Origin of the sequence: Pseudomonas putida (genome assembly GCA_029953615.1) — a bacterium.
In the GTDB taxonomy this organism is placed as follows: domain Bacteria; phylum Pseudomonadota; class Gammaproteobacteria; order Pseudomonadales; family Pseudomonadaceae; genus Aquipseudomonas.
This window is the reverse complement of the sequence record CP124529.1, coordinates 3,753,348-3,778,648: the sequence shown is the minus strand read 5'-3', so window position 1 is coordinate 3,778,648 and position 25,301 is coordinate 3,753,348. Positions and strand designations below refer to the sequence as shown.

Sequence of the window (25,301 nt, the reverse complement as noted above, 5' to 3'; positions counted from 1 at the left end):
GATGTGGCAGGTGGCCTTACACGCGGTTGAATCTGAGGATTTTCACTGGCCACTTCGCGGGCACGCCCGCTCCCACAGGGATATCGCAACACTCGAGAGTGGTGGTGTCACTGTGGGAGCGGGCGCGCCCGCGAAGTGGCCAGCAAGGTTGCCGGTCAGTGCAGGCGCTTGCGGCAAATCAACTGTGCCAGCTTGGCGGTATCAGGCCGTTCGACGATGCCGCGCTCGGTCACGATCACGTCGATCAGGTCGGCCGGGGTCACGTCGAACACCGGGTTGAACACCTCGACATCCGGCGCCACGCGAGTGCCGCCAATGTCCAGCAACTCGTCGGCAGCGCGCTCTTCCAGCGGGATGTCCTCGCCCGTGGCCAGGTTCAGGTCAATGCTGGTGCTCGGCGCCACCACCATGAAACGCACGCCGTGGTGCATGGCGCTGACTGCCAGCTGATACGTGCCGATCTTGCTGGCCACGTCGCCGTTGGCGGCGATGCAGTCCGCGCCCACCACCACCCAGGTGATGCCCTTGCTTTTCATCAGGTGGGCCAGCGCCGAATCGGCGCACAGGGTGACCGGGATGCCCTCGTTGGCCAGCTCCCACGCGGTCAGGCGCGAGCCATGCAGCCAGGGGCGGGTCTCACCGGCATACACCCGCTCGACCATGCCCTCCAGATAGCCGGCGCGGATAACCCCCAACGCAGTGCCGATGCCACCACAGGCCAGGGCGCCGGCATTGCCGTAGGTGAGCAGGGCCTGGGCATTGCCCTGGTGGCGGCGAATCAGCTCGATTCCCTGCTGGGCCATGGTCAGGTTGGCTTCGCGGTCACTTTCGTGAATGGCCACCGCTTCGGCCTCCAGCGCCGCCAGCACGCCCTCATCCGGACGCAGGCGCTGCAGGCGCTCGCGCATGCGGTTCAGCGCCCAGAACAGGTTGGCGGCGGTAGGGCGTGCTTCGGCCAGGGTGAGAAAGTCTTCTTCCAGATCCATTTCCCAGTCGCCACCCTCGGCCAGCCGCTCTTCCAGCGCCAGCACCAGGCCATAGGCCGCGGCAATGCCGATGGCCGACGCGCCGCGCACGACCATGTCGCGGATCGCCGCTGCCACCTGCGCGACATTGTCGCAGGCCTGCCAGCGTTCTTCCGACGGCAGCAGGCGCTGGTCGAGCAGGTGCAAGACGCCGCCCTGCCAGCGGATCGCGGTCACCTTCTCCGCCGCCAAAAGTCGCTCGCGCATCGCCTCTCCCCGTCGTTCGGATATCAAAAGCCGGCGATTATAGCGACCCTCGGGGCCGAGCGCTCGGGTATACTCCGGCGCAATTTTGCGAAGTTTCAGAGGACTGTTCTAATGAGCAACGTCGACCGCGCCGAAATCGCCAAGTTCGAAGCGCTGGCCCACCGCTGGTGGGACCGCGAAAGCGAGTTCAAGCCGCTGCACGAAATCAACCCGCTGCGCGTCAACTGGATCGACGAGCGCGCCAGCCTGGCCGGCAAGAAAGTGCTGGACGTGGGTTGCGGTGGCGGCATCCTCAGCGAAGCCATGGCCCTGCGCGGCGCCACGGTCACCGGCATCGACATGGGCGAAGCGCCGCTGGCCGTGGCCCAGCTGCACCAGCTGGAGTCGGGCGTGCAGGTGGAATACCGGCAGATCACTGCCGAAGCCCTGGCCGAGGAAATGCCCGAACAGTTCGACGTGGTCACCTGCCTGGAAATGCTCGAGCACGTGCCCGACCCGTCTTCGGTCATCCGCGCCTGCTACCGCATGGTCAAGCCTGGCGGCCAGGTGTTCTTCTCCACCATCAACCGCAACCCCAAGGCCTACCTGCTGGCCATCGTCGGTGCCGAGTACATCCTGAAGATGCTGCCGCGCGGCACCCACGACTTCAAGAAGTTCATCCGCCCGTCCGAGCTGGGCGCCTGGAGCCGCGTTGCCGGCCTGCAGGTGAAAGACATCATCGGCCTGACCTACAACCCGCTGACCAAGCACTACAAGCTCAGCAGCGACGTCGACGTCAACTACATGATCCAGACCCTGCGCGAGGAATGAGCATGCGTTTGCAAGCAGTACTCTTCGACATGGACGGCACATTGCTCGACACGGCGCCGGACTTCATCGCCATCTGCCAGGCCATGCTCGTCGAGCGCGGCCTGCCGGCGGTCGATGACAAGCTGATCCGCGACGTGATCTCCGGCGGCGCCCGGGCGATGGTCGCCGCGACCTTCGCCATAAGCCCGGAGGCCGAAGGCTTCGAGGCCCTGCGCCTGGAATTCCTCGAGCGTTACCAGCGCGACTGCGCGGTGCACAGCAAGCTGTTCGACGGCATGGCCGAGCTGCTGGCCGACATCGAGAAAGGCAACCTGCTGTGGGGCGTGGTCACCAACAAGCCGGTACGCTTCGCCGAACCGATCATGCAACAGCTGGGCCTGGCCGAGCGTTCGGCGCTGCTGATCTGCCCGGACCACGTGAAAAACAGCAAACCCGACCCCGAGCCGCTGATCCTCGCCTGCAAGACTCTGAACCTGGACCCTGCCAGCGTGCTGTTCGTCGGCGACGACCTGCGCGACATCGAGTCTGGCCGCGACGCCGGCACTCGCACGGCGGCGGTGCGCTACGGCTATATTCATCCAGAGGACAACCCCAACAACTGGGGTGCCGACGTAGTAGTGGACCACCCGCTGGAACTGCGCAAGGTTATCGACAGCGCGCTGTGCGGCTGCTGAGTTGCAACGGCTGACGACCGCCCCTGTGGGAGCGGGCATGCCCGCGAAGCAGTCACCGCGGTGGATGGCACCGGCTTTGCCGGTGTTCGCGGGCATGCCCGCTCCCACAGGGATCGGCGCGGCCCAATGAACAAGGGAAGAAACTGATGTTCGACTACACCGCCCGCCCCGACCTGCTGCAAGGTCGGGTCATCCTGGTTACCGGTGCCGGCCGCGGCATCGGCGCTGCTGCCGCCAAGGCCTACGCTGCGCTGGGTGCCACCGTGCTGCTGCTGGGCAAGACCGAAGCCAACCTCAACGAGGTCTACGACCAGATCGAAGCCGCCGGGCACCCGCAACCGGTGGTGATCCCGTTCAACCTGGAAACCGCCCTGCCCCACCAGTACGACGAACTGGCGGTGATGATCGAGGAGCAGTTCGGCCGCCTCGACGGCCTGCTGAACAATGCTTCGATCATCGGCCCGCGCACGCCGCTGGAGCAGCTGTCGGGCGACAACTTCATGCGCGTGATGCACATCAACGTCAATGCCACCTTCATGCTCACCAGCACCCTGCTACCGCTGCTGAAGCTGTCGGAAGACGCTTCGGTGGTGTTCACCAGCAGCAGCGTCGGGCGCAAAGGCCGGGCCTACTGGGGCGCCTATGGCGTGTCCAAGTTCGCCACCGAGGGCCTGATGCAAACCCTGGCCGATGAACTGGAAGGCGTGGCACCGGTGCGCTCCAACAGCATCAACCCGGGCGCCACGCGCACGGCGATGCGGGCACAGGCCTACCCCAGCGAAAACCCGCAGAACAACCCGCTGCCGGAAGAAATCATGCCGGTGTACCTGTACCTGATGGGGCCGGACAGCAAAGGGGTGAACGGGCAGGCGTTCAACGCCCAGTAAGCCTGCACTGGCCTCTTCGCGGGCACGCCCGCTCCCACAGGTTATGGCGCAGTCCTCAAGGGCTGAGGTGATCCTGTGGGAGCGGGTTCACCCGCGAAGAGGCCGGGACAGGCGAACGATCAGCCCGCAGCCAACGCCGGTCGCATGCGCCCCTGCTGGCGCCCTTCCAGCTGCATGCACCGTTCCAGGAACAGGTACATGCAGTCATAGCTCTTGCAAATCGCCTTGCGCAGTTCATTGCGCAGCCCCAGGGTCGGGTTCTCGCCGGCCAGGGTGCAGATGATCTCCAGCGCCTCCCACGGGTGCGCGTCATCATACTGGGCATGCATCTTCAGCCACTTCATCGCCCGCTTGCGCTGGTCCTCCGGGAAGCCCAGGGCATAGGTGTCGGTGGAGCACACCACCGCCGACCATTCACCGGTCGCACCTTCGATGGCGTAGTTGGTCGCCGCCATGGAAATGGCCAGGTTCTCGGTAGCGCACACGCGCCAGCACCAGTCGTTCAAACCGTTCAGCTCTGGCGGCACATCCTGGGCCTGTAGTTCGTGCAGGTGCACGCCATGCGCCTGACACCAGTTCACCCAGTAGTCGGCGTGGTTGAGCTCGACACGGATGTTGCGCATCAGCCAGCGCCGCGCCATGTCTTCGCCCTGATGTCGGCCGTAGCGGGTCTTGGTCAGGTTGTGGGCCATGTACAGCGAGAACTGCTCCACCACCGGCCAGCCACCGATCAGGTACTGGCGAATGGTCGATTGCTTCAGCTGGCCATCGCGCAGACGCGCGTAAAACTCGTGCTCGACTACCCGGCGCTTGCTCTCGCGGCAGTCTTCAATCAGTTGCTGGGCCCATTGGGGGTAGCTGGCGGGATCCATCAAAGGCCCGATACGAACGAATGCGTCAATCACTTTCAGCTCCTTGATCCTTGTGATTTCTAGCTAGCGAAACGTGCCAGGTGCCCGCTGCAACAGAGGCCGGGCGGCGATCCGTTGGCGCTGCAGACTGTCACAGGTGAACACCTGAGGGCGTTCGATGAGATAGCCCTGGGCGTAATCCACGCCAATTTCCTGCAAGGCCTGCTCGATCAAGGGTGTTTCGACGAATTCGGCAATGGTGCGCTTGCCCATTACGTGACCGATGTGGTTGATGACCTCGACCATGGCCCGGTTGACCGGGTCGTCGAGCATGTCCTTGACGAAACTCCCGTCGATCTTCAGGTAATCCACGGGCAAATGCTTGAGGTAGGCGAACGATGACATGCCGGCGCAGAAGTCATCGAGCGAGAAGCGACAACCCAGCCCCTTCAACTCGTTGATGAAGCGGATGGCGCTGCCAAGGTTGGCTATGGCGCTGGTTTCGGTGATTTCGAAACAGATCATCCGCGGCGGAATGGCGTAGTCGACGAACAGGCGTTGCAGGTATTCGAGGAACTTGTCGTCGCCAATACTCGACCCCGACAGATTGATCGCGCAGATCGACAGCGGCCCCTCGCGCCCTTCGTCCAAGCACTGGCGGATGACCTGGAACACATTGCGCACTACCCAGCGGTCCAGCGCGGTCATAAGGCCGTAGCGCTCGGCCGCCGGGATGAAGCTGCTAGGCAGGATGGTACGCCCGCTTTCGTCGTGCAGGCGCAGCAGGATCTCGATATGGCCAGGGCCTTCGAAGGTTTTCAGCGGGGCAATTTCCTGGGCGTACAGGCAGAAGCGGTTTTCCTCCAGGGCCACGTGCAAGCGCTGGATCCAGGCCATTTCGCCAAACCGCATGGACAGCTCGCTGTCGTCGGCATGGTACACCTGCACGCGGTTGCGGCCCTTTTCCTTGGCCATGTAGCAGGCCATGTCGGCGGCGCGCAGCGAGGTTTCAAGCGTGCCGGGGGCCTGCGCCATGTGCACCAGGCCGACGCTGACAGTGGTGACGAACGGCCGCCCCTTCCACACGAAATGCAGGCTTTGCACCAGCTGACGCAGCTGCTCGGCAATACGCTCGGCCTGGTCGGGCGGGCAGCTTTCCAGCAGCACGCCGAATTCGTCCCCCCCCAGCCGGGCCAGGGTATCGCCTTCGCGCAGGCCCGACTGCAGCACGGCGCAGATGTGCCGCAGCAGTTCGTCGCCGGCAGCATGCCCGCAGGTATCGTTGACCAGCTTGAACTGGTCGAGGTCGAGGAACATCAGCGAATGCCGCCCAGGCTGGCGCGCCAGGTCGTTAAGCGCCTGCTCCAGGCGGTATTCGAACTCGCGGCGGTTGGCCAGCCCGGTAAGGGCGTCGTGGGTCGCCTGCCAGGACAAGTTCGCGATGTACTGGCGCTCCTGGGTCATGTCGTGCAGCACCAGTACGATACCGCTGACCTGGCCGTCACTGACAATCGGCGAACCGACCAGGTTGACCGACACGGTGCTACCGTCCAGGCGCTGAATCAGCCGGGCATGCTCGGCGCCGCCCTTCAAGCTACCGCTGAGCACCTGCTCGACCAGGCTGCGGCCGTCTTCCTCGGCCTGCTCGTCCACCAGGCTGAACAGCGCCGACAGCGGCAGGCCCTGGGCCTGGCCGGACTGCCAGTGGGTCAGTTGCTCGGCGGCCGGGTTCATGTAGCCGATACTGCCTTCCACGTCCGCGGTAATCACCGCATCGCCAATGGCCTGCAGGGTGATCTGCGCCCGCTCCTTTTCTTCCTGCAGGGCGCTGGCAAAGGCCTGACGTTGGGCAAGCAGCTTGCTGGAGCGGCGCCAGGCTATGGCAATCAGGAACATCGCGGTCAGCAGGTTGGTGATCAGCAGCACCCGCAGCAGCATGCGCGAGCCTTCGCCCAAGGCATCGCTGAACGCCCTGGCGGCCGGGGTTACCCCTTCGTTGATGGTGACGATACGCGCCTTCCAGTCGCTGACCGTGCGGGCATCGACCGGGCCAGCGGCGAAGCTGCTGCGCATTTCCATGGCCAGCATATCCAGCTTGCCCAGGTAATCATCGCCGATGTCCCAGTAGTCGATGGCCGTCTGCATGTAGCTGACGTTGCGAAAGTTGCGGTAGAACCAGATGATCCGCTCGACATCGTCGGGGTGGTTGCCACCTTGCAGCACAGCCTGGCGCGCGGCGTCCAGGTCGGGGTTGGGCTGGTCGAGCACCTCGCGCAGCTGGTGGTCGCCCTGGGGCACGGTAATAGCCTGGCGATAGCGCTGGTAGGTGATGTCGTCGCGGGTTTCGGCGTACAGGTTGAGGTAGTAGATGGCGTCTTTCTGCGCCTTGGACCACAGGCTTTCGCCCGCCACATAGGCACGCACGGCCGAGAGCGTATAAAGGCTGAGGCTGCCCAAGGCGACCTGGAAGACCACGACGGCGATGAAGGGCCAGGTGATGCCGAGCAGCTTTGGCGCTTCTAGAGTGCGATGTCCCTTCATGGAGTCCCTGTCACAGAGCAGATAAGGCGCAAATCAACCCAGACAAGCACAGCGTAGGCCATTTGCCATCCCGGCGGTTGGGTTTTTTATGGCAGGAAACCGGGGGATTTTTGCATGGCCTTCCCGGCCCTATCGCCGGCAAGCCAGCTCCCCACAGGATTACCACAGGCCTGAGCATTGTGTGATACCTGTGGGAGCTGGCTTGCCGGCGATAGGGCCCGCACAGGCTGCCAAAAAATTCAGCTCTGCTGCAGGTGCCCATATAGCTTGGCATACAACCCACCCTCGGCAATCAGCTGCTGATGGTCGCCGTCCTCGGCCACATGCCCGCCGTCGAACACCAGCACCCGGTCGGCCTGTTTCACCGCCGACAGGCGGTGGGCAATGATCAGTGTGGTGCGGCCGCTGAGAAAGCGCGCCAGGGCCTGGTGCAGGTTGTATTCGGTGGCGGCATCCAGGGCCGAGGTGGCTTCGTCGAGGATCACCACCTTGGGCTCGGCCAGCACCATGCGGGCAATGGCCAGGCGCTGGCGCTGCCCACCGGACAAGCGCACGCCGGAACGCCCCACCACACTGTCCAGGCCCTGCGGCAAGGCGGCGATTGTGGCATCCAGCTGGGCGATACCCAGCGCCTGCCAGCAGGCCTCGTCGCTGCTGTCCCGGCCCATGGTCAGGTTGGCGCGCACGGTGTCGTTGAACAACGACGGGTGCTGCAACACTACCGCCACGTTTTCGCGCAGGGTTTCCAGGCCGATTTCCTGCAGGCTGGCACCGCCAAAGCGGATGGTGCCGGCCTGGGCGCTATACAGGCCCAGCAACAGCTGCACCAGGGTGCTCTTGCCACCACCGCTGGCGCCGACGATTGCCACCTTCTCGCCCGGAGCAATGGACAGGTCGAGGTGCTCGAGCACCGGCTCGTCGCCATAGGCAAAGCGCAGGTCGCGCACGTCGATACCGACTGTCTCGCGGCCGGCGAACGGGTCGCTGGCGGCCGGGTACTGCGGCTCGTCGGCGCGTGCCAGCAGTTCGTTGAGGCGGCTCAACGCGCCACCGGCGGCGTAGTAGGCGTATTGCAGGTTGAGCAACTGCTCCACCGGGCCGATCATGAACCACAGGTAGCTGAACACCGCCAGCATCTGGCCGATCGACAAGTCGGAGAACAGCACGGTGAGCATGGCCGCGGCGCGGAAAATATCGATACCGAACTGAAACAGCAGGCCACTGGCACGGCCACTGGCATCGCTCTTCCATTGCGAGTCGACGGCGTAGTCACGCACTTCGCGCGCGCGCAGGCCGAGGCGACCAAGGAAGTAGCCCTGACGGTTGCTGGCGCGGATTTCCTGGATGGCATCGAGGGTTTCTGCCAGCGCCTGGGTAAACCGCGCGGTGCTGTCGTTCTCGAGTTTTTTCAAGTGCTTGACGCGCTTGCCCAACTGCACGGTGAAGTAGATGACCAGGGGGTTGAACAGCAATATCAGCAAAGCCAGCTGCCAGTGCATCCAGATCAGGATGGCCGCCGTGCCGGTCAGGGTCAGCATGGCCACCAGGAAGCGGCTGAGGGTTTCGCCGACGAATTTGTCGAGGGTATCCAGGTCGGTGACCAGATGGGTGGTCACCGTGCCGCTGCCCAGGCTCTCGTATTCCTTCAGCGAGATGCGCTTGAGCCGCTCGATCAGGCGAATGCGCAGGCGGTAGACGATGTCCTTGGCCAGGCCGGCGAACAGCCTGGCCTGGATCACGTTGAACGCCAGCGCGGCCAGGCGCAGGCACAGGGTCAGCAGCAACATCAGGCCTATGTAGCCCGCCGCCACCTGCCAGCCGGACGGCAGCAGGTGGTTCATCCACTTCAGCGCGGCGTCGCCATGGCCCAGCAGCACTTCGTCCACCAGCAACGGCAGCAGCAGCGGGATGGGCACGCTGCAGCAAGCCGCCAATACGGCGATCAGGTTGGCGGACCAGAGGTTTTTCTTGTGATGCAGGGCCAGGCGGCGGATTTCCGCCCAGCTCAGTCGATCGGCCGCAGTGTGAGGCTTGCCCGGCACCGGGTCGGGTGACCCAGGCACATCAAGCACAGGCGGCCTGCTGCAGCCAGCGGCCGAGCAAAGGTTGCAGGCGTTCCAGCGGCTGGTAGCCGTTGGTCAGCAGGGCCAGCTGGCCATTGCGTTCGGCCAGCAGGGTCGGGAAACCGGCAATGCCCAGGTCCTGGGCCCAACTGAAATCGGCTGCAGTGGCGGCGCGGGTGTCGGCACGGGCGAAGGCCTCGGCGAACACGGCACGATCGAAGCCTGCCTGCTCGGCCAGATCGACCAGATGCGGCGCAACGGTCACGTCCACGCCCTGCTCGTAGAACGAACGCTGGATCAGCGCCAGCAGCGGCCAGACGCGCTCGGCGTTCAGCTCGCGGGCAGTGACCAGCGCACGGCAGGCCGGCTCGGTGTCGTAGACGAAGCCGTCGGGCATGGCCCCCTCGAAGCGGAACGGCTGGCCGGTGGCATCGGCCACCGCCTGCCAGTGTTCGAGGATGTACTTGCGGGTAGAGCTGTCCAGGGGACTGCCGCCGGTACGCAGCCCGCCAGGCACCAGGTGGGTCGGCACGCCTGCCTCACGCGCCTGGGCGATCAGGGCCGCGGCCACGGGTGCAAAACCCCAGCACCAGGAGCACATCGGGTCCATCACATAGATCAGGCGTGCAGACATGCATCAAGCCTCGGCTTTGTAGTTGTAACCGATCGGGTGCGGCAGGTTGCGGGCCTTGGCCAGCTCGATCTGCTTCTGCCGGTCGATGGCGCTACGCCGGGTCTTCTCGCTCAGGGTGTCCCAGCAATGCGGGCAGCTGACCCCTGGCGAATAGTGCTCGGACGCGCGCTCCTCTGCATTGATCGGGTGGCGGCAGGCGTGGCACTGGTCGTACTCGCCTTCACTCAGGTCATGGCGCACCGTGACGCGGTTGTCGAAGACGAAGCAGTCGCCGTCCCACAGGCTTTCTTCCTGAGGCACTTCCTCGAAGTATTTCAGGATGCCGCCCTTAAGATGATAGACCGCCTCGAAGCCTTCACCGAGCATGTAGCTGGAGGCTTTTTCGCAACGGATACCGCCGGTGCAGAACATGGCAACCTTCTTGTGCTTGCTGGGGTCGAAGTTGGCCTTGGATGTAGTCGGGAAACTCGCGGAAGGTTTCGGTCTTCGGGTCGATGGCGCCCTTGAAGGTGCCGATTGCCACTTCGTAGTCGTTACGGGTGTCGATCAGCAGCACTTCCGGGTCGCTGATCAGCGCGTTCCAGTCCTTGGGCTCGACGTAGGTGCCGACCGCCTGGTTCGGGTCCACGCCCGGTACGCCGAGGGTGACGATCTCTTTCTTGAGCTTGACCTTGGTGCGGTAGAACGGCTGTTCGTCGCAGTACGATTCCTTGTGGTCGACATCGGCCAGGCGCGGGTCGTTGCGCAGCCAGGCCAGCAGGCCATCGATGCCTTCGCGGGTGGCCGACACGGTGCCGTTGATGCCCTCGTGAGCCAGCAGCAGGGTGCCCTTGACGTTGTTGTCGAGCATGGCCTTGAGCAGCGGTTCGCGCAGCTCGACGTAGTCTTCCAGGGTGACGAACTTGTACAGCGCCGCGACGACGATGGGTTGGGACATGAAGCAGGTTCTCCAGGTGGTTGCCCTCGTAAGGGGCGGACCGGGTTTGACAGGTGTAAAAAAGCTTGGGGGCGCTTTGCGCCCCTTTCGCGACACAAGGCCGCTCCTACAGGGGAATGCACAACCCGATGGCTGTTGCGGTCCCCTGTAGGAGCGGCCTTGTGTCGCGAAAGGGCCGCAAAGCGGCCCCCGGATTTTGCAGGATTCTACCAGAACAACAGCAAGGTTTCAGTGCCCGCCGCCCGCACACACCGGCGAGGCCGGTGCAACGCCGACCTTGGCCCACTCGTCGGCGGTGTAGGTGTGAATGGCCAGGGCATGGATCTCGCCCATCAGCTCACCCATGGTGGCGTACACCTTCTGGTGGCGCTTCACGCTATTCAAGCCGGCAAACTGCTCGCTGACGATCACTGCCTTGTAGTGGGTCTCCTGACCACGACTGTGCATGTGGCTTTCATTGAGCACTTGCAGGTGTTGCGGCGCCAGGGTGGCCAGCTGCTGTTCGATACGCTGTTGCATGGTCATTGCGGCGTACTCACTTCTTCGCCGGGGCGGCGGCCTTGCCAGCGTTCGGGTCCAGCTCCTTGGTCATGTCGTCCAGCAGCTTGTTCACCACCGGTACCGCTGGCTCCAGGCTCTGCTGGGTCAGCTGGGCCGACTGCTGGGTGACCTTGGGCATTTCGCGCAGCACTTTCTTGCCCAGCGGCGATTCATAGAACTTGACCAGGTCCTTGAGCTCCTGCTCGGTGAAGGTCTGGGTGTACAGGTCGACCATCTTCGGCTTCAGCTTGTTCCAGCCGATAGCGTTGTCCAGCGCGGCGTTGGCCTTGGCCTGGTAGCTTTCCAGTACCGGCTGCTTGCTGGCCGGGGCCTTGGTCTGGGCGAAACGCTGGGCAAACATCTGCTGGACCTGCATGTACACCGGGGTGCCCAACTTGTCAGCGTTGGCCAGGGTCAGGAATTTCTCGGCAGCAGCATTGTGGCTGGCGGTGGCAGCGAGTACCTGGCCGCTGGCGCAAGCCAGGGCAACGGCGGCACAAAGGACACGGAGACGGGTCATTGCATTTCCTTCGGAAGAGAGGGAGGCGGGTACCTCAGAGTAGAGCATTCTGCGCCGTGGTGGCGATGTGCTCAAGTGGCACGACGAGCGACTGAACCGCCCGGTCGAATCAGGGCCTAAACTGCGATTTCGAACTACACAGGAGTGAGTACAGAATGAGCCGTATCGAGACAGACAGCCTGGGCCCGGTCGAAGTTCCTGAGGACGCCTACTGGGGTGCGCAGACCCAGCGTTCGCTGATCAACTTCGCCATTGGCAAGGAACGCATGCCCATCGCGGTGCTGCACGCCCTGGCGCTGATCAAGAAGGCCGCGGCACGCGTCAACGACCGTAATGGCGACTTGCCGGCCGACATCGCCCGGCTGATCGAACAGGCCGCCGACGAAGTGCTGGGCGGCCAGCATGACGACCAGTTCCCGCTGGTGGTCTGGCAGACCGGCAGCGGCACCCAGAGCAACATGAACGTCAACGAAGTGATCGCCGGGCGGGCCAACGAACTGGCCGGCAAGGGCCGTGGCGGCAAGGCGCCCGTGCACCCCAACGACCACGTCAACCGCTCGCAGAGTTCCAACGACTGCTTCCCCACCGCCATGCACATCGCTGCGGCGCACGCGGTACACGACAAGTTGCTGCCAGCCATTGCCGAGCTGTCCTCGGGGCTGGCCGAACTGTCGGCACGCCATCACAAGCTGGTGAAAACCGGCCGCACGCACATGATGGACGCCACGCCGATCACCTTCGGCCAGGAGGTGTCGGCCTTCGTCGCCCAGCTCGACTACGCCCAGCGCGCCATTCGCGCCACCCTGCCGGCGGTGTGCGAACTGGCCCAGGGCGGTACCGCCGTGGGTACCGGGCTCAACGCCCCGCATGGTTTTGCCGAAGCCATCGCCGCCGAACTGGCGGCGCTGTCTGGCCTGCCGTTCGTCACTGCGCCGAACAAGTTCGCGGCCCTGGCCGGCCACGAGCCGCTGACCAGCCTGGCTGGCGCCCTGAAAACCCTGGCCGTGGCCCTGATGAAAATCGCCAACGACCTGCGCCTGCTGGGTTCCGGCCCGCGCGCCGGGCTGGCCGAAGTACGCCTGCCGGCCAACGAGCCGGGCAGCTCGATCATGCCAGGCAAGGTCAACCCGACCCAGTGCGAAGCGTTGTCGATGCTGGCCTGTCAGGTGCTGGGCAACGACGCGGCGATCGGCTTTGCCGCCAGCCAGGGGCATTTGCAGCTGAACGTGTTCAAGCCGGTGATCATTCATAACCTGCTGCAGTCGATCGAATTGCTGGCTGACGGTTGCCGCAATTTCCAGCAGCACTGCGTGGCGGGCATCGAGCCGGATGCCGAGCAGATGGCGGCGCACCTGGAACGGGGGCTGATGTTGGTAACGGCACTGAACCCGCATATTGGCTATGACAAGGCGGCGGAAATTGCCAAGAAGGCCTATGGCGAAGGCAAGACCTTGCGCGAGGCGGCACTGGAGTTGAAGTACCTGACCAATGAGCAGTTCGACCAGTGGGTGAGGCCGGAGAACATGCTGGCTCCGGGTGGCAAGGGCTGAGTTCTTCATTGCCTTTACTGGCCCTATCGCCGGCAAGCCAGCTCCCACAGGATTACCACAGGCCTGAGCATTATGGTTAACCTGTGGGAGCTGGCTTGCCGGCGATAGGGCCGGTACAGGCGATCAATGAACCTGGGCCAACCGCGCCCTGCGCGCCCGCCACCCGGCCACCAGCGACGGCCCCAGCGCCACCACCGCCGAGCCCAGCACCACGGTCACCGCTCCCACATAGCCCAGAGCATTGATGTCCTCGGCCTGCACATACTCAGGCCACACCACTGCCGCCAGCGCCACCGCGACAAAGGTCACCAGCGGCGTAAGCGCCAGCGTGGCACTCACCCGCGATGCCTCCCAGTGGGCCAGCGCTTCGGCGAACGCACCGTAGGCCACCAGGGTATTCAGGCAACAGGCCAGCAACAGCCAGCCTTGCACCGGGGTCAGCTGCAACGCCTCCAACGGGTGGGCCCAGGGCGTCAACAGCGCGGCGCAGCTGAGGTAGATCACCATCATTACCTGCTGCGAATTCCACACGGTCAGCAGCTGCTTCTGGCTAAGCGCATAGAACACCCAGATGCTGGTAGCCAGCAGGATGGTCAGCACCCCGGTGGTGTAGGTGCCGAGCGAGGTCAGCAGCTCTTCCAGGCGCTGGTTGAAAAACAGCCCGAACCCCGCCAGCAGGATCAGCAGGCCCACGCCCTGCCCAAGGCTGAAACGCTCGCGGAACACGAACACGCTGGCCACCAGCAACAGCACCGGGCCGAGCTGCACGACCAGTTGCGCGGTGCCCGGGCTGAGCAAATTGAGGCCGATCAGGTACAGCACGTAGTTGCCCATCAGGCCGAGCACGGCCACTGCCACCAGGCCCTTGCCCTTGGGCGCCAGTTTGCCGAAGGAAGGCAACCTGCGCTTGGCGGCCAGCCAGGCGAACAGCAGGCCACCGGAGACCAGCAGGCGGTACCAGGTGACGGTGACCGGGTCGACCACTTGCAGCACCTGCTTGAGCTTGATCGGCAGGATGCCCCAGAGCAACGCGGTCAGAAGTGCCAGGAACAGGCCATAGCCCCAGCGGCCGGAAGTGGTATGCATAAAATCCTCGATCAAGCCCGTGGTGGGGGTAGTTGAATTCTACGGGCTTGGAGGGCGGAGACGGTGGCGAGTGCCGGGAAAATAATTCATCAGGTCATTCTTTCGGGGCATGGCTTGGCAGGTGTGCTGCCTGTTCTGGCCCTTTCGCGGGCACGCCCGCTCCCACAGATTCGCACACTGTGGGAGCGAGCGTGCCCGCGAAGAGGCCAGAACAGGCAACCAACAAGCTTGGCTATTTCTTGTCCGTGGCAAACGCCGCCTCGAGCGCCTGGTTGATCGTGCGCAACACCTTCACCCGCGCCCAGCGCTTGTCGTTGGCCTCCACCAGCGTCCACGGCGCGATCTCGGTGCTGGTGCGGTCGACCATGTCCCCCACCGCCTGGACATAGTCGTCCCACTTGTCGCGGTTGCGCCAGTCATCTTCGGTGATCTTGTAGCGCTTGAACGGGATCTGCTCGCGCTCTTCGAAACGCTCCAGCTGGGTCTGCTGGTCGATCGCCAGCCAGAACTTGACCACCACCGTGCCGGCATTGACCAACTGCTCTTCAAAATCGTTGATCTCGCTGTAGGCGCGCATCCAGTCGGCCGGGCTGCAGAAGCCTTCCACCCGCTCCACCAGCACCCGGCCATACCAGGAGCGGTCGAAGATGGTGAACTTGCCGCGCGCCGGAATGTGCCGCCAGAACCGCCACAGGTAGGGTTGTGCGCGCTCTTCTTCAGTGGGTGCGGCAATCGGCACGATACGATACTGGCGCGGGTCCAGCGCGGCGGCCACGCGGCGGATGGCACCGCCCTTGCCGGCAGCGTCGTTGCCTTCGAACACCGCCACCAAGGCATGCCGGCGCATACGCTTGTCGCGCAGCAGGCCGGCCAGGCGGGCCTGCTCGGTGACCAGTTGCTCCTGGTAGTCGGACTTGTCCAGGCGCAGGGTCATGTCCAGCGCGCCGAGCAGGCTGCGCTGGTCGATGCTGCGGCCCAGCGGGGCGACGTTGCCCTGGTGCTTGCCTTTGGGGTTGTTGGCCAATGCTGCCTGCAGGCTTTCCAGCAGGATGCGCCCTACCGCCAGGCTGCGGTAGTTCGGGTCGACGCCCTCGATGATATGCCACGGCGCATAATCGCGGCTGGTGCGGCGCAGCACGCGCTCGCCAAAGCGCACGAAACGGTCGTAGGTTTCCGACTGCTGCCAGTCCAGCGGGCTGATCTTCCAGCTGTGCAGCGGGTCGTCCTTGAGCGACTTCAGCCGCGCCTTCATCTGCTTCTTGGACAGGTGGAACCAGAACTTGATGATCAGCGCCCCTTCGTCGCACAGCATCTCCTCGAGCCGTTCGGCGCCGGTGATGGCCTGGTCGAGCACGGCATCCTTGAACACCCCGTGTACCCGCCCCTGCAGCATCTGGCTGTACCAGTTGCCGAAGAACACGCCCATCCGCCCCTTCGGGGGCAGGGCCCGCCAGTAACGCCAGGCCGGCGGGCGGGCCAGCTCTTCGTCGGTCTGCTGGTCGAAGGTGAGTACATCGATCATGCGCGGGTCCATCCACTCGTTGAGCAGCTTGACCGTCTCGCCCTTGCCCGCGCCTTCGATGCCGTTGATCAGCACGATCACCGGGAAGCGCGCCTGCTGCTTGAGTTCGTACTGGGCTTCGAGCAGGGCCTCGCGCAAAGCGGGTACCTCGGCGTCGTAAGTCTCCTTGTCGATGCTGTGGCCGATTTCGGCGGATTCGAACATGCACTGGCTCCTTCAATGGATAAGCAAGACTAGCGGATTTGAAGGCTTGTGCAGTACCTGTGAGAGCGGGCGTGCCCGCGAAGAGGCCGGCACAGCCTGCGCAAACCTTCCGGATGGCATAAAATCCGCCCATCCGCTGCAACCGAGCCAACCATGTCCACCCTCCTCCAGCACGCCCAGATCGACTGGGACGACCAGGGCCGCCCCCACTCGCGGCAATACGACGACGTCTATTTCGCGGTCAACGAAGGCATCGAAGAAACCAGGCACGTGTTTCTTGGGCAAACCCGCCTGGCCGAGCGCTTTGCCGACCTCGCCCCGCACGCCTGCATGGTGATCGGCGAAACCGGTTTCGGCACCGGCATGAACTTCTACTGTGCCTGGCAACTGTTCGAGCAACACGCCCACGCCAAGGCTCGCCTGCATTTCATCAGTGTCGAAAAGTACCCCCTCGGTCGCGACGATCTGGCCCGCGCCATACGCTTGTGGCCGGAACTGGCAGCCTACAGCCAGCCCCTGCTGGAGCAGTACGTGGCCGTGCACCCGGGCTTTCAGCAGTTCACCTTCAATGATGGCCGGGTCACCCTCACCCTGCTGATCGGCGACGTACTGGAACAGCTGCCGCAACTCGATGCGCAGATCGATGTGTGGTTCCTCGACGGCTTCGCCCCGGCCAAGAACCCCGACATGTGGACCCCGGAGCTGTTCGCGCAACTGGCGCGGCTGTCACACCCAGGCACGGTGCTGGGCACGTTCACCACCACCGGCTGGGTACGCCGCAGCCTGGTCGATGCTGGCTTCGCGATGAAGAAGGTGCCAGGCATCGGCAAGAAATGGGAAGTGATGAGCGGCGCCTATGTCGGCCCCGTGCCCAACCCTGGCGCGCCGTGGTACGCACGCCCGGCTGCCGCAGCCGGGCCGCGCGAAGCACTGGTGGTCGGTGCCGGGCTAGCCGGCAGCACCACCGCCGCCAGCCTGGCCCGGCGAGGCTGGCAGGTGACCGTACTGGAACGCCACGATGCCCCGGCACGGGAAGCTTCGGGTAACCCGCAAGGGGTGCTGTACCTCAAACTGTCCGCCCATGGCACGGCGTTATCGCAGATGATCCTGGCCGGTTTCGGCTACACCCGGCGCCAGTTGCAGCGGCTGCAGCGTGGCCGCGACTGGGATGCCTGTGGCGTGCTGCAACTGGCCTTCGACAGCAAGGAAGCCGAACGCCAGGGCAAACTGGCCGCCGCCTTCGAACATGGCCTGCTGCACTCGCTGGAACGTGCAGAGGCCGAAGCCATCGCCGGGGTGGCCTTGCCGGCGGGTGGGCTGTTCTATCCCGAAGGTGGCTGGGTGCATCCACCGGCGCTGTGCCAGCAGCAGTTGCAGCACCCGGGTATTCGCCTGGTCACGCACCAGGAAGTGCTCGAGTTGCGCAAGGTCGACAGGCAGTGGCAAGCCTGGGCGGGGGAACGCCTGCTGGCCAGCGCGCCGGTGGTGGTGCTGGCTGGTGCCGCCGACGTGCAGCGCTTCGAGCCGTGCGCGCAGCTGCCGCTCAAGCGCATCCGCGGGCAGATCACCCGCCTGCCGGCCACCGCCAGCAGCCGCGCGCTGCGCACCGTGGTGTGTGCGGAAGGCTATGTGGCGCCGCCGCGCGCAGATGAACATACCTTGGGCGCGAGTTTCGACTTCCATAGCACAGACCTGGCGCCGACTGTGGCCGAGCACCAGGGCAACCTGGCATTGCTGGACGAAATTTCGCTCGACCTGGCCCGGCGCCTGGGCACCGCCGAGCTGGACCCTGGGCAATTGCAGGGGCGTGCGGCGTTCCGTTGCACCAGCCCGGATTACCTGCCGATCGTCGGGCCGGTGGCAGATGCACAGGCGTTTGCCGAGGCTTACGCGGTGCTGGGCCGGGACGCGCGGCAGGTGCCGGATGAGGCCTGCCCTTGGCTGGATGGGTTGTATGTGAACAGCGGGCATGGCTCGCGCGGGTTGATCACGGCGCCGTTGAGCGGCGAACTGGTGGCGGCGTGGGTGTGCGGGGAACCGCTGCCATTGCCACGGGCAGTGGCGGAGGCGTGCCACCCGAACCGGTTTGCCTTGCGCAGGTTGATTCGAGGCAAGTGATCGGGCCGGGGGCTGCTGCGCAGCCCAATCGCCGGCAAGCCAGCTCCCACAGGGACCGCGCAAGCCCCTAGGCCTGCGGTGAACCTGTGGGAGCGGGCGAGCCCGCGAAGGGCTTCGCAGCAGCCCATATAACAGATCGATCTAAAACTCTCGCAAACCACATGGGTCAGTTCCTTAAGGTGCCCTAATCCGGGGCACCCCCTCCCCAACGGAACAACCGGTAAGGATCTATGTGCGGATTAGCAGGAGAGTTGCGTTTCACCCCCATCGACCAAGCCCCTCGCCCAGCCGACCTGGCTGCGGTAGAGCGCATCACCCACCACCTGGCGCCCCGCGGGCCGGATGCCTGGGGCTTCCATAGCCAAGGCCCGATCGCCCTCGGCCACCGGCGCCTGAAAATCATGGACCTGTCCGACGGCTCGGCGCAGCCGATGGTGGACAACACCCTGGGCCTGTCGTTGGCCTTCAACGGTGCCATCTACAACTTCCCCGAGCTGCGCCAGGAATTGCAGGCGCTGGGCTACAGCTTCTGGTCCGACGGCGACACCGAGGTGCTGCTCAAGGGCTATCACGCCTGGGGCGCGGCTTTGCTGCCCAAGCTCAATGGCATGTTCGCCCTGGCCATCTGGGAGCGCGACAACCAGCGCCTGTTCCTGGCCCGCGACCGCTTGGGCGTAAAACCGTTGTACCTGTCGCGCAACGGCGAGCGCCTGCGTTTCGCCTCGACCCTGCCGGCGCTGCTCAAGGGTGGTGATATCGACCCGATGCTCGACCCGGTGGCTCTCAACCACTATCTGAATTTCCACGCCGTGGTGCCGGCGCCACGCACCCTGCTGGCCAACGTGCAAAAGCTGGAGCCCGGTACCTGGATGCGTATCGACCGCCATGGCGAAGTGGAACGCCAGACCTGGTGGCAGTTGCACTACGGCGCCAACCCTGACGAACGTGAATTGGACCTGGAAGGCTGGACCACCCGCGTGCTCGACGCCACCCGCGACGCCGTGGCCATTCGTCAACGGGCAGCGGTGGACGTGGGTGTGCTGCTGTCAGGCGGGGTCGACTCCAGCCTGCTGGTCGGCCTGCTGCGCGAAGTGGGCGTGGACGATCTGTCGACCTTCTCCATCGGTTTCGAGGATGCCGGCGGCGAACGCGGCGACGAATTCCAGTACTCCGACCTGATCGCCAGGCACTACGGCACCCGTCACCACCAACTGCGCATCGCCGAACACGAGATCATCGACCAGCTGCCAGCCGCCTTCCGCGCCATGAGCGAGCCGATGGTCAGCCACGACTGCATCGCCTTCTACCTGCTGTCGCGCGAAGTGGCCAAGCACTGCAAGGGCGTGCAAAGCGGCCAGGGCGCCGACGAACTGTTCGCCGGCTACCACTGGTACCCGCAGGTGGACGGCGCCGAGGATGCCTTTGCCGCCTACCGCGATGCCTTCTTCGATCGCAGCCACGCCGAGTACCGCGACACCGTGCAGGCCCCCTGGCTGCTGGAAACCGACGCGGCCGGCGACTTCGTCCGTGAACACTTCGCCCGGCCCGGCGCCCCTGACGCGGTAGACAAGGCGCTGCGCCTGGACAGCACGGTAATGCTGGTCGACGACCCGGTCAAACGGGTCGACAACATGACCATGGCCTGGGGCCTGGAGGCGCGCACGCCGTTCCTCGACTACCGCCTGGTGGAGCTGTCGGCGCGCATTCCGGCACGCTTCAAGCTGCCAGACGGCGGCAAGCACGTGCTCAAGCAGGCCGCGCGGCGGGTGATCCCGCACGAGGTGATCGACCGCAAGAAGGGCTACTTCCCGGTGCCGGGCCTGAAGCACCTGGAAGGCGCCACCCTCGGCTGGGTACGTGAACTGCTGACCGACCCCAGCCAGGACCGCGGGCTGTTCAACCCGGCCATGCTTGACCGCTTGCTGAACAACCCGCACGGCCAGTTGACGCCGCTGCGCGGCTCCAAGCTGTGGCAGCTGGCGGCACTGAACCTGTGGCTGAGCGAACAAGGAATCTGACCGATGAAAGCTCACGAAACTGCTTACGGTCAGCGCCTGCTGCGCGGCCAGGCGCCGTCCTACGAGCGCTTGCAGGCGCGCCTGGCCGGCGATGGCAGCCAGCCCCACGACCAGCCGCGGGCCGTGCATTGCGGCTGGGGCCGACTGCTGATCGGCCACACCTACCCCAACCCGGCCGAGCTGGCCGCCGACCTGCTGGAAGAGCGCCCCGGCGAGCGCGACATCGCCCTGTACGTGGCCGCGCCACAGCAGCTGCTGGCCCAGGCCCCGCAGCAGTTGTTCCTCGACCCGTCCGACACCCTGCGCCTGTGGTTCACCGACTACCGCCCGGCGCAAAAGGTGTTCCGCGGCTTCCGCGTGCGCCGGGCGCAGAACCCGGGCGACTGGCAGGCAATCAACACCCTGTACCAGGCGCGCGGCATGCTACCGGTCGACGCCGAACTGCTCACGCCCCTGCACCTGGGCGGCCCGGTGTACTGGCTGGCCGAGGACGAAGACAGCGGCGCGGTGATCGGCAGCGTCATGGGCCTGAACCACGCCAAGGCGTTCGACGACCCCGAACACGGCAGTAGCCTGTGGTGCCTGGCGGTCGACCCGCATTGCACCCGCCCGGGCGTGGGTGAAGTGCTGGTGCGCCACCTGATCGAACACTTCATGAGCCGCGGCCTGGCCTACCTGGACCTGTCAGTGCTGCACGACAACCGCCAGGCCAAGCGCCTGTACCAGAAGCTGGGTTTTCGCAACCTGCCAACCTTCGCGGTCAAGCGCAAGAACGGCATCAACGAGCAGCTGTTTCTCGGGCCTGGGCCGCAAGCCGATCTCAACCCGTACGCACGCATCATTGTCGACGAAGCGCTGCGTCGAGGCATCGAGGTACAGGTGGACGATGCCGCCGGCGGCCTGTTCACCCTCAGCCTGGGCGGGCGCCGCATTCGCTGCCGTGAGTCGCTCAGCGACCTGACCAGCGCCGTGACCATGACCCTGTGCCAGGACAAGCGCCTGACCCGGCATGCCCTGCACAACGCCGGGCTGCAGGTGCCCGCGCAACAGTTGGCTGGCAATGCCGACGACAACATGGCGTTTCTTGACGAGCATGGCGCGGTGGTGGTCAAGCCGGTCGATGGCGAGCAAGGCCAGGGAGTGGCGGTGAACCTCACCTGCATCGACGACATCACCCAGGCCGTGGCGCATGCCCGCCAGTTCGACAGCCGCGTATTGCTGGAAAGCTTCCATGCCGGGCATGACCTGCGCATCGTGGTGATCGGCTACGAAGTGGTGGCCGCCGCCATCCGTCACCCGGCGCAAGTGCTGGGCGATGGCACGCACAGTATCCGCCAGCTGATCGAGGCCCAGAGCCGTCGGCGCCAGGCCGCAACCAGTGGCGAAAGCCGCATTCCGCTGGACGACGAAACCGAGCGCACCCTGCGCGCGGCGGGCTTTGCTTATGACGATGTGTTGCCCGCCGGCCAGCGCCTGGCCGTACGGCGCACCGCCAACCTGCATACCGGCGGCACCCTGGAAGACGTGACCGAACGCCTGCACCCGGTGCTGGCCGACGCCGCCGTGCGCGCTGCACGGGCGCTGGAGATTCCGGTGGTAGGGCTGGACTTCATGGTGCCTGATGCCGAGCAACCGGAGTACGTGATCATCGAGGCCAACGAGCGTGCCGGGTTGGCCAACCATGAACCGCAGCCGACCGCCGAGCGTTTTATCGACCTGCTGTTTCCGCATAGCCGGCCTTTGGCGTAAAGGCTGATGGCCTCTTCGCGGGCTCGCCCGCTCCCACAGGTCCACGACAGCTCGTGAAGTCCCTGTGGGAGCGGGCATGCCCGCGAAGAGGCCGGCACAGGAGTAAAGGAGTCCCCAACCATGTCCGACCGACATCCCGAACCCGATCTCGACTACCTCAAACGCGTGCTGCTGGAGATGCTCGCTATCCCCAGCCCCACCGGTTTCACCGACACCATCGTGCGCTACGTGGCCGAACGCCTGGACGAGCTGGGCGTGCCCTTCGAGCTGACCCGCCGCGGCACCATCCGCGCCACCCTCAAAGGCCGGCAGACCTCACCCGACCGTGCCGTGTCCGCCCACCTGGACACCATCGGCGCCACCGTGCGCCAGTTGCAAGACAACGGCCGCCTGGCCCTGGCAGCGGTCGGCTGCTGGTCCAGCCGCTTCGCCGAAGGCAGCCGGGTCAGCGTATTCACCGATACTGGCGTTTACCGTGGCAGCGTGCTGCCGCTGATGGCCAGCGGGCATGCCTTCAATACCGCCATCGACCAGATGCCGATCAGCTGGGAACATGTGGAGGTACGCCTGGACGCCTACTGCGCCACCCGTGCCGACTGCGAGGCACTGGGTGTGAGCATCGGTGATTTCGTAGCCTTCGACCCACTGCCCGAATTCACCGAAAGCGGCCACATCAGCGCCCGCCACCTGGACGACAAGGCCGGTGTGGCAGCGCTGCTGACGGCGCTGAAGGCTGTGGTGGAAAGCGGTCGCCAACCGCTGATCGACTGCCATCCATTGTTCACCATCACCGAGGAGACCGGCTCGGGGGCGGCTGGCGCCCTGCCCTGGGATGTCAGCGAGTTCGTCGGCATCGACATTGCTCCGGTGGCACCCGGGCAGGCCTCCAGCGAGCATGCGGTGAGCGTGGCCATGCAGGATTCGTCGGGGCCTTACGACTACCACCTGTCCCGGCACCTGCTGAAGCTGGCCGGTGACCACGACCTGCCGGTGCGGCGCGATATGTTTCGCTACTACTTCAGCGATGCCCATTCGGCAGTGACCGCGGGGCACGATATTCGTACCGCGCTTGTGGCCTTTGGATGCGATGCTACCCATGGGTACGAGCGCACACACATCGACAGCCTGGCGGCGTTGAGCCGGTTGTTGTCTGCATACCTGCTGAGCCCGCCAGTGTTTGCCAGTGATTCGCAGCCGGCCAATGCGTCGTTGGAGCGCTTCAGCCACCAGCTGGAACATGATGCGCAGATGGAGAGCGATACGCGGGTGCCGGCGGTGGATAGCCTGGTTGGCAACAAGGGCTGAGGGCCCTGGGGGCCGCGTTGCGGCCCCAAAATGCCAGATATTTCGCGTAGCATGCCCCCACCAACACCCTAGGCAACGCCCACCATGCTGATCCCTTACGACCAACTGCAAGCCGAAACCCTGACCCGCCTGATCGAGGACTTCGTCACCCGCGACGGTACCGACAATGGCGACGACACCCCGCTGGAAACCCGTGTGCTGCGGGTGCGCCAGGCATTGGCCAAGGGCCAGGCGTTCATCCTGTTCGACCCGGAAAGCCAGCAGTGCCAGTTGCTGGCCAAGCATGATGTGCCCCGGGAGCTACTCGACTAGCAGGTCTGGCCTCGTCGCCGGCAAGCCTGGCTCCCACAGGGGAGCCAAGGCCTGAACCTTGCGCGGTCCCTGTGGGCGCGGGCGAGCCCGCGAAACGGCCGGCACAGGCAACATCAGATTCCACGGGCTTTATCTTTCTGCCCTTCCTTGATGCGCTTGTACACCTCGGCCCGATGCACCGGCACCTGCCGCGGTGCATCCACACCAAAACGCACCACCCCGTCCCGCGTTTCCACGACCATGATCCGAATGTCATCACCAATCATGATGACCTCCCCTACTTCGCGCCCTATTACCAGCATGCTCCGATCCTCCAGCGAAAGGGAAAACCGGAGCCTGCCTTGATGGCATTCGGCTACTCAATAGCTCCGCTGGGAATCAGAAGCCCCCTACATCTTGAGGTAATTTGCCTTACAGACGAGTCATCGCGACCGAGCCTTGGCCCGCATTTTCACCGCCATCTCGGCCATCTCGTCATACAGCCGCTCGGGGGCCTGGCGCTTCAGTTGCCAGGCCTGGCGCCCGGCCTCGTGGGGCAGAATCAGGAATTCACCCGCGCCAACCTGCTGGTAGATGTAGTCGGCGATTTCCGCCGCATTGATCGGTGAGCCTTCCAGCAGTTTGCCAACCTGCGCTTTCATGGCCGGGTTCGGCCCGCGGAACGAGTCCAGCAGGTTGGTCTGGAAGAACGACGGGCACACCACGTGCACCGCCACCTCCAGCTGGCGCAGCTCCACCAGCAGGCTTTCCGACAGGGCCAGCACGCCGGCCTTGGCCACGTTGTAGTTGCTCATGCCCGGCCCCTGCATCAGCGCGGCCATCGAGGCGATATTGATGATCCGCCCCTTGCTGCGCTCCAGCAGCGGCAGGAAGGCTTTGCAGCCCTTGACCACGCCCATAAGGTTGACCGCGATCTGCCAGTCCCAGTCCTCCAGCGACAGTTCGGCGAAGAACCCGCCCGAGGCGACGCCGGCATTGTTGACGATCACATCGATACCGCCGAACTGCTCGGTGCAGGCCTGGGCCAGGGCGGTGAGCTGGCTGTAGTCGCGCACGTCACAGCGCTGGACGAAACCCTCACCGCCGGCCGCGCGGACCAGCGCCAGGGTTTCGTGCAGGCCGGCTTCGTTGACATCGGCCAACGCCAGACGCCAGCCCTCACGTGCCCAGCTCAGGGCGATCTCGCGACCGAGGCCGGACCCGGCGCCGGTGATCATGATGCGGTTTTGCATGGTGGCTGGCCTTGTTCTGATGACTGGTGAAAGGAGTCTAAACAAGGGCCTGGGTAGCAGCAGGGTTAATCAGGGTAGTGAATGGGAGGGCATGACCATCTGGTTAGCCTGCACTGGCCTCTTCGCGGGCTTGCCCGCTCCCACAGGTAGGGCGCTGCCCTCAGGCCTGTGGTGATCCTGTGGGAGCGGGCAAGCCCGCGAAGAGGCCAGTACAGGTGCACACAAATGGAATCTTTCACAAACTCCGGCAGTCCTTATTTACAAGAGGCCAGCAGTCCGAGGCCCTTGACCCTCAACCACGCAAGGACTCCGTCATGACCACGATCCTCATCATCATCCTGATCCTTCTGCTGATTGGCGGCTTACCGGTCTTCCCGCACTCGCGCAGCTGGGGCTATGGCCCGTCCGGCATCATCGGCGTGGTGCTGGTGATCCTGTTGGTGTTGTTGCTACTAGGCATGATCTAGCGGCAAAAATAAAAAAACCGCGCCGAAGCGCGGTTTTTTTTATTGCCGG

General features: G+C 64.8%; 21 protein-coding genes and 1 pseudogene. 10 read left to right on the top strand and 12 right to left on the bottom strand.

Annotated elements, in window-relative coordinates:
• Positions 1–155: 155 nt before the first annotated feature.
• Positions 156–1,232, bottom strand: coding sequence for an S-methyl-5-thioribose-1-phosphate isomerase (gene mtnA, locus QIY50_17380; protein WGV19176.1), 1,077 nt, complete (start codon positions 1,230–1,232; stop codon positions 156–158).
• 111 nt (positions 1,233–1,343) lie between these two features.
• Here mtnA and ubiG point away from each other — a divergent pair, with 111 nt between their 5' ends.
• The 3 genes from ubiG to QIY50_17365 all read left to right on the top strand — a co-directional run bounded on the left by ubiG (position 1,344) and on the right by QIY50_17365 (position 3,603).
• Positions 1,344–2,042, top strand: a complete 699-nt coding sequence (ubiG, locus tag QIY50_17375) for a bifunctional 2-polyprenyl-6-hydroxyphenol methylase/3-demethylubiquinol 3-O-methyltransferase UbiG (protein ID WGV19175.1) — start codon at positions 1,344–1,346, stop codon at positions 2,040–2,042.
• 2 nt (positions 2,043–2,044) lie between these two features.
• A complete protein-coding gene (gene mupP, locus QIY50_17370; GenBank protein ID WGV19174.1) occupies positions 2,045–2,716 on the top strand; it encodes an N-acetylmuramic acid 6-phosphate phosphatase MupP in 672 nt (223 codons plus the stop codon).
• A gap of 146 nt (positions 2,717–2,862) precedes the next feature.
• On the top strand, positions 2,863–3,603 hold the full coding sequence (locus QIY50_17365; protein ID WGV19173.1) for a YciK family oxidoreductase: 741 nt from the start codon (positions 2,863–2,865) through the stop codon (positions 3,601–3,603).
• 119 nt (positions 3,604–3,722) lie between these two features.
• On the opposite strand, the gene QIY50_17360 is transcribed toward QIY50_17365, so the two are convergent.
• The 7 genes and pseudogenes from QIY50_17360 to QIY50_17330 form a co-directional block, all read right to left on the bottom strand.
• Complete coding sequence (locus QIY50_17360) at positions 3,723–4,508, bottom strand: iron-containing redox enzyme family protein (protein ID WGV19172.1); 786 nt, start codon at positions 4,506–4,508, stop codon at positions 3,723–3,725.
• A 30-nt stretch (positions 4,509–4,538) separates the two neighbouring features.
• Positions 4,539–6,995 (bottom strand): EAL domain-containing protein, encoded by a 2,457-nt coding sequence (locus QIY50_17355; protein WGV19171.1) that lies wholly within the window; start codon positions 6,993–6,995, stop codon positions 4,539–4,541.
• 239 nt (positions 6,996–7,234) lie between these two features.
• Positions 7,235–9,067: an ABC transporter ATP-binding protein gene (locus QIY50_17350; protein WGV19170.1), complete on the bottom strand. Its 1,833-nt coding sequence runs from the start codon at positions 9,065–9,067 to the stop codon at positions 7,235–7,237.
• Positions 9,060–9,692 (bottom strand): DsbA family protein, encoded by a 633-nt coding sequence (locus tag QIY50_17345; GenBank protein ID WGV19169.1) that lies wholly within the window; start codon positions 9,690–9,692, stop codon positions 9,060–9,062. The genes QIY50_17350 and QIY50_17345 overlap by 8 nt, the downstream gene beginning before the upstream one ends.
• Before the next feature lie 3 nt (positions 9,693–9,695).
• Positions 9,696–10,629 (bottom strand): annotated as a pseudogene (locus tag QIY50_17340) (rhodanese-related sulfurtransferase).
• Positions 10,630–10,857: 228 nt separating this feature from the next.
• The gene (locus tag QIY50_17335) at positions 10,858–11,154 is read right to left on the bottom strand and encodes a BolA family protein (protein ID WGV19168.1); all 297 of its coding nucleotides are present in this window, start codon (positions 11,152–11,154) and stop codon (positions 10,858–10,860) included.
• Between the two features lie 10 nt (positions 11,155–11,164).
• Positions 11,165–11,689: a DUF2059 domain-containing protein gene (locus tag QIY50_17330; GenBank protein ID WGV19167.1), complete on the bottom strand. Its 525-nt coding sequence runs from the start codon at positions 11,687–11,689 to the stop codon at positions 11,165–11,167.
• Between the two features lie 155 nt (positions 11,690–11,844).
• Here QIY50_17330 and QIY50_17325 point away from each other — a divergent pair, with 155 nt between their 5' ends.
• On the top strand, positions 11,845–13,239 hold the full coding sequence (locus QIY50_17325) for a class II fumarate hydratase (GenBank protein ID WGV19166.1): 1,395 nt from the start codon (positions 11,845–11,847) through the stop codon (positions 13,237–13,239).
• Between the two features lie 123 nt (positions 13,240–13,362).
• Here QIY50_17325 and QIY50_17320 read toward each other — a convergent pair whose 3' ends face one another.
• Both QIY50_17320 and pap read right to left on the bottom strand, forming a co-directional pair.
• A complete protein-coding gene (locus QIY50_17320; protein ID WGV19165.1) occupies positions 13,363–14,325 on the bottom strand; it encodes a DMT family transporter in 963 nt (320 codons plus the stop codon).
• Between the two features lie 232 nt (positions 14,326–14,557).
• Positions 14,558–16,051 carry a polyphosphate:AMP phosphotransferase gene (pap, locus tag QIY50_17315; GenBank protein WGV19164.1) on the bottom strand — a complete coding sequence of 498 codons (1,494 nt, stop codon included), beginning with the start codon at positions 16,049–16,051 and terminating at the stop codon, positions 14,558–14,560.
• Between the two features lie 153 nt (positions 16,052–16,204).
• Between pap and mnmC the strand changes: the two genes are divergently transcribed.
• The 5 genes from mnmC (at position 16,205) to QIY50_17290 (ending at position 23,553) form a co-directional block, all read left to right on the top strand.
• On the top strand, positions 16,205–18,169 hold the full coding sequence (gene mnmC / locus QIY50_17310) for a bifunctional tRNA (5-methylaminomethyl-2-thiouridine)(34)-methyltransferase MnmD/FAD-dependent 5-carboxymethylaminomethyl-2-thiouridine(34) oxidoreductase MnmC (GenBank protein ID WGV19163.1): 1,965 nt from the start codon (positions 16,205–16,207) through the stop codon (positions 18,167–18,169).
• A gap of 230 nt (positions 18,170–18,399) precedes the next feature.
• A complete protein-coding gene (locus QIY50_17305) occupies positions 18,400–20,187 on the top strand; it encodes an N-acetylglutaminylglutamine amidotransferase (protein ID WGV19162.1) in 1,788 nt (595 codons plus the stop codon).
• Positions 20,188–20,190: 3 nt separating this feature from the next.
• Complete coding sequence (ngg, locus tag QIY50_17300; GenBank protein ID WGV19161.1) at positions 20,191–21,936, top strand: N-acetylglutaminylglutamine synthetase; 1,746 nt, start codon at positions 20,191–20,193, stop codon at positions 21,934–21,936.
• A gap of 120 nt (positions 21,937–22,056) precedes the next feature.
• Entirely contained in the window at positions 22,057–23,241 is a 1,185-nt protein-coding gene (locus QIY50_17295; GenBank protein ID WGV19160.1) for an osmoprotectant NAGGN system M42 family peptidase, read from the top strand.
• Between the two features lie 84 nt (positions 23,242–23,325).
• Positions 23,326–23,553, top strand: coding sequence for a YheU family protein (locus QIY50_17290; GenBank protein WGV19159.1), 228 nt, complete (start codon positions 23,326–23,328; stop codon positions 23,551–23,553).
• 113 nt (positions 23,554–23,666) lie between these two features.
• On the opposite strand, the gene csrA is transcribed toward QIY50_17290, so the two are convergent.
• Positions 23,667–23,855 carry a carbon storage regulator CsrA gene (csrA, locus tag QIY50_17285; protein WGV19158.1) on the bottom strand — a complete coding sequence of 63 codons (189 nt, stop codon included), beginning with the start codon at positions 23,853–23,855 and terminating at the stop codon, positions 23,667–23,669.
• Between the two features lie 120 nt (positions 23,856–23,975).
• Entirely contained in the window at positions 23,976–24,785 is an 810-nt protein-coding gene (locus QIY50_17280; GenBank protein ID WGV19157.1) for an SDR family oxidoreductase, read from the bottom strand.
• Between the two features lie 314 nt (positions 24,786–25,099).
• On the opposite strand from QIY50_17280, the gene QIY50_17275 reads away from it, so the two are divergent.
• Positions 25,100–25,252 (top strand): DUF3309 family protein, encoded by a 153-nt coding sequence (locus tag QIY50_17275; GenBank protein ID WGV19156.1) that lies wholly within the window; start codon positions 25,100–25,102, stop codon positions 25,250–25,252.
• Positions 25,253–25,301 lie beyond the last annotated feature (49 nt).

What these genes read in the sequence shown, in the direction of transcription:
- mtnA (WGV19176.1), bottom strand. Translation starts at nt 1,232, where the DNA reads ATGCGCGAGCGACTTTTGGCGGCGGAGAAGGTGACCGCGATCCGCTGG.
- ubiG (WGV19175.1), top strand. Translation starts at nt 1,344, where the DNA reads ATGAGCAACGTCGACCGCGCCGAAATCGCCAAGTTCGAAGCGCTGGCC.
- mupP (WGV19174.1), top strand. Translation starts at nt 2,045, where the DNA reads ATGCGTTTGCAAGCAGTACTCTTCGACATGGACGGCACATTGCTCGAC.
- QIY50_17365 (WGV19173.1), top strand. Translation starts at nt 2,863, where the DNA reads ATGTTCGACTACACCGCCCGCCCCGACCTGCTGCAAGGTCGGGTCATC.
- QIY50_17355 (WGV19171.1), bottom strand. Translation starts at nt 6,995, where the DNA reads ATGAAGGGACATCGCACTCTAGAAGCGCCAAAGCTGCTCGGCATCACC.
- QIY50_17345 (WGV19169.1), bottom strand. Translation starts at nt 9,692, where the DNA reads ATGTCTGCACGCCTGATCTATGTGATGGACCCGATGTGCTCCTGGTGC.
- QIY50_17335 (WGV19168.1), bottom strand. Translation starts at nt 11,154, where the DNA reads ATGACCATGCAACAGCGTATCGAACAGCAGCTGGCCACCCTGGCGCCG.
- QIY50_17330 (WGV19167.1), bottom strand. Translation starts at nt 11,689, where the DNA reads ATGACCCGTCTCCGTGTCCTTTGTGCCGCCGTTGCCCTGGCTTGCGCC.
- QIY50_17325 (WGV19166.1), top strand. Translation starts at nt 11,845, where the DNA reads ATGAGCCGTATCGAGACAGACAGCCTGGGCCCGGTCGAAGTTCCTGAG.
- QIY50_17320 (WGV19165.1), bottom strand. Translation starts at nt 14,325, where the DNA reads ATGCATACCACTTCCGGCCGCTGGGGCTATGGCCTGTTCCTGGCACTT.
- pap (WGV19164.1), bottom strand. Translation starts at nt 16,051, where the DNA reads ATGTTCGAATCCGCCGAAATCGGCCACAGCATCGACAAGGAGACTTAC.
- mnmC (WGV19163.1), top strand. Translation starts at nt 16,205, where the DNA reads ATGTCCACCCTCCTCCAGCACGCCCAGATCGACTGGGACGACCAGGGC.
- QIY50_17305 (WGV19162.1), top strand. Translation starts at nt 18,400, where the DNA reads ATGTGCGGATTAGCAGGAGAGTTGCGTTTCACCCCCATCGACCAAGCC.
- ngg (WGV19161.1), top strand. Translation starts at nt 20,191, where the DNA reads ATGAAAGCTCACGAAACTGCTTACGGTCAGCGCCTGCTGCGCGGCCAG.
- QIY50_17295 (WGV19160.1), top strand. Translation starts at nt 22,057, where the DNA reads ATGTCCGACCGACATCCCGAACCCGATCTCGACTACCTCAAACGCGTG.
- QIY50_17290 (WGV19159.1), top strand. Translation starts at nt 23,326, where the DNA reads ATGCTGATCCCTTACGACCAACTGCAAGCCGAAACCCTGACCCGCCTG.
- csrA (WGV19158.1), bottom strand. Translation starts at nt 23,855, where the DNA reads ATGCTGGTAATAGGGCGCGAAGTAGGGGAGGTCATCATGATTGGTGAT.
- QIY50_17280 (WGV19157.1), bottom strand. Translation starts at nt 24,785, where the DNA reads ATGCAAAACCGCATCATGATCACCGGCGCCGGGTCCGGCCTCGGTCGC.
- QIY50_17275 (WGV19156.1), top strand. Translation starts at nt 25,100, where the DNA reads ATGACCACGATCCTCATCATCATCCTGATCCTTCTGCTGATTGGCGGC.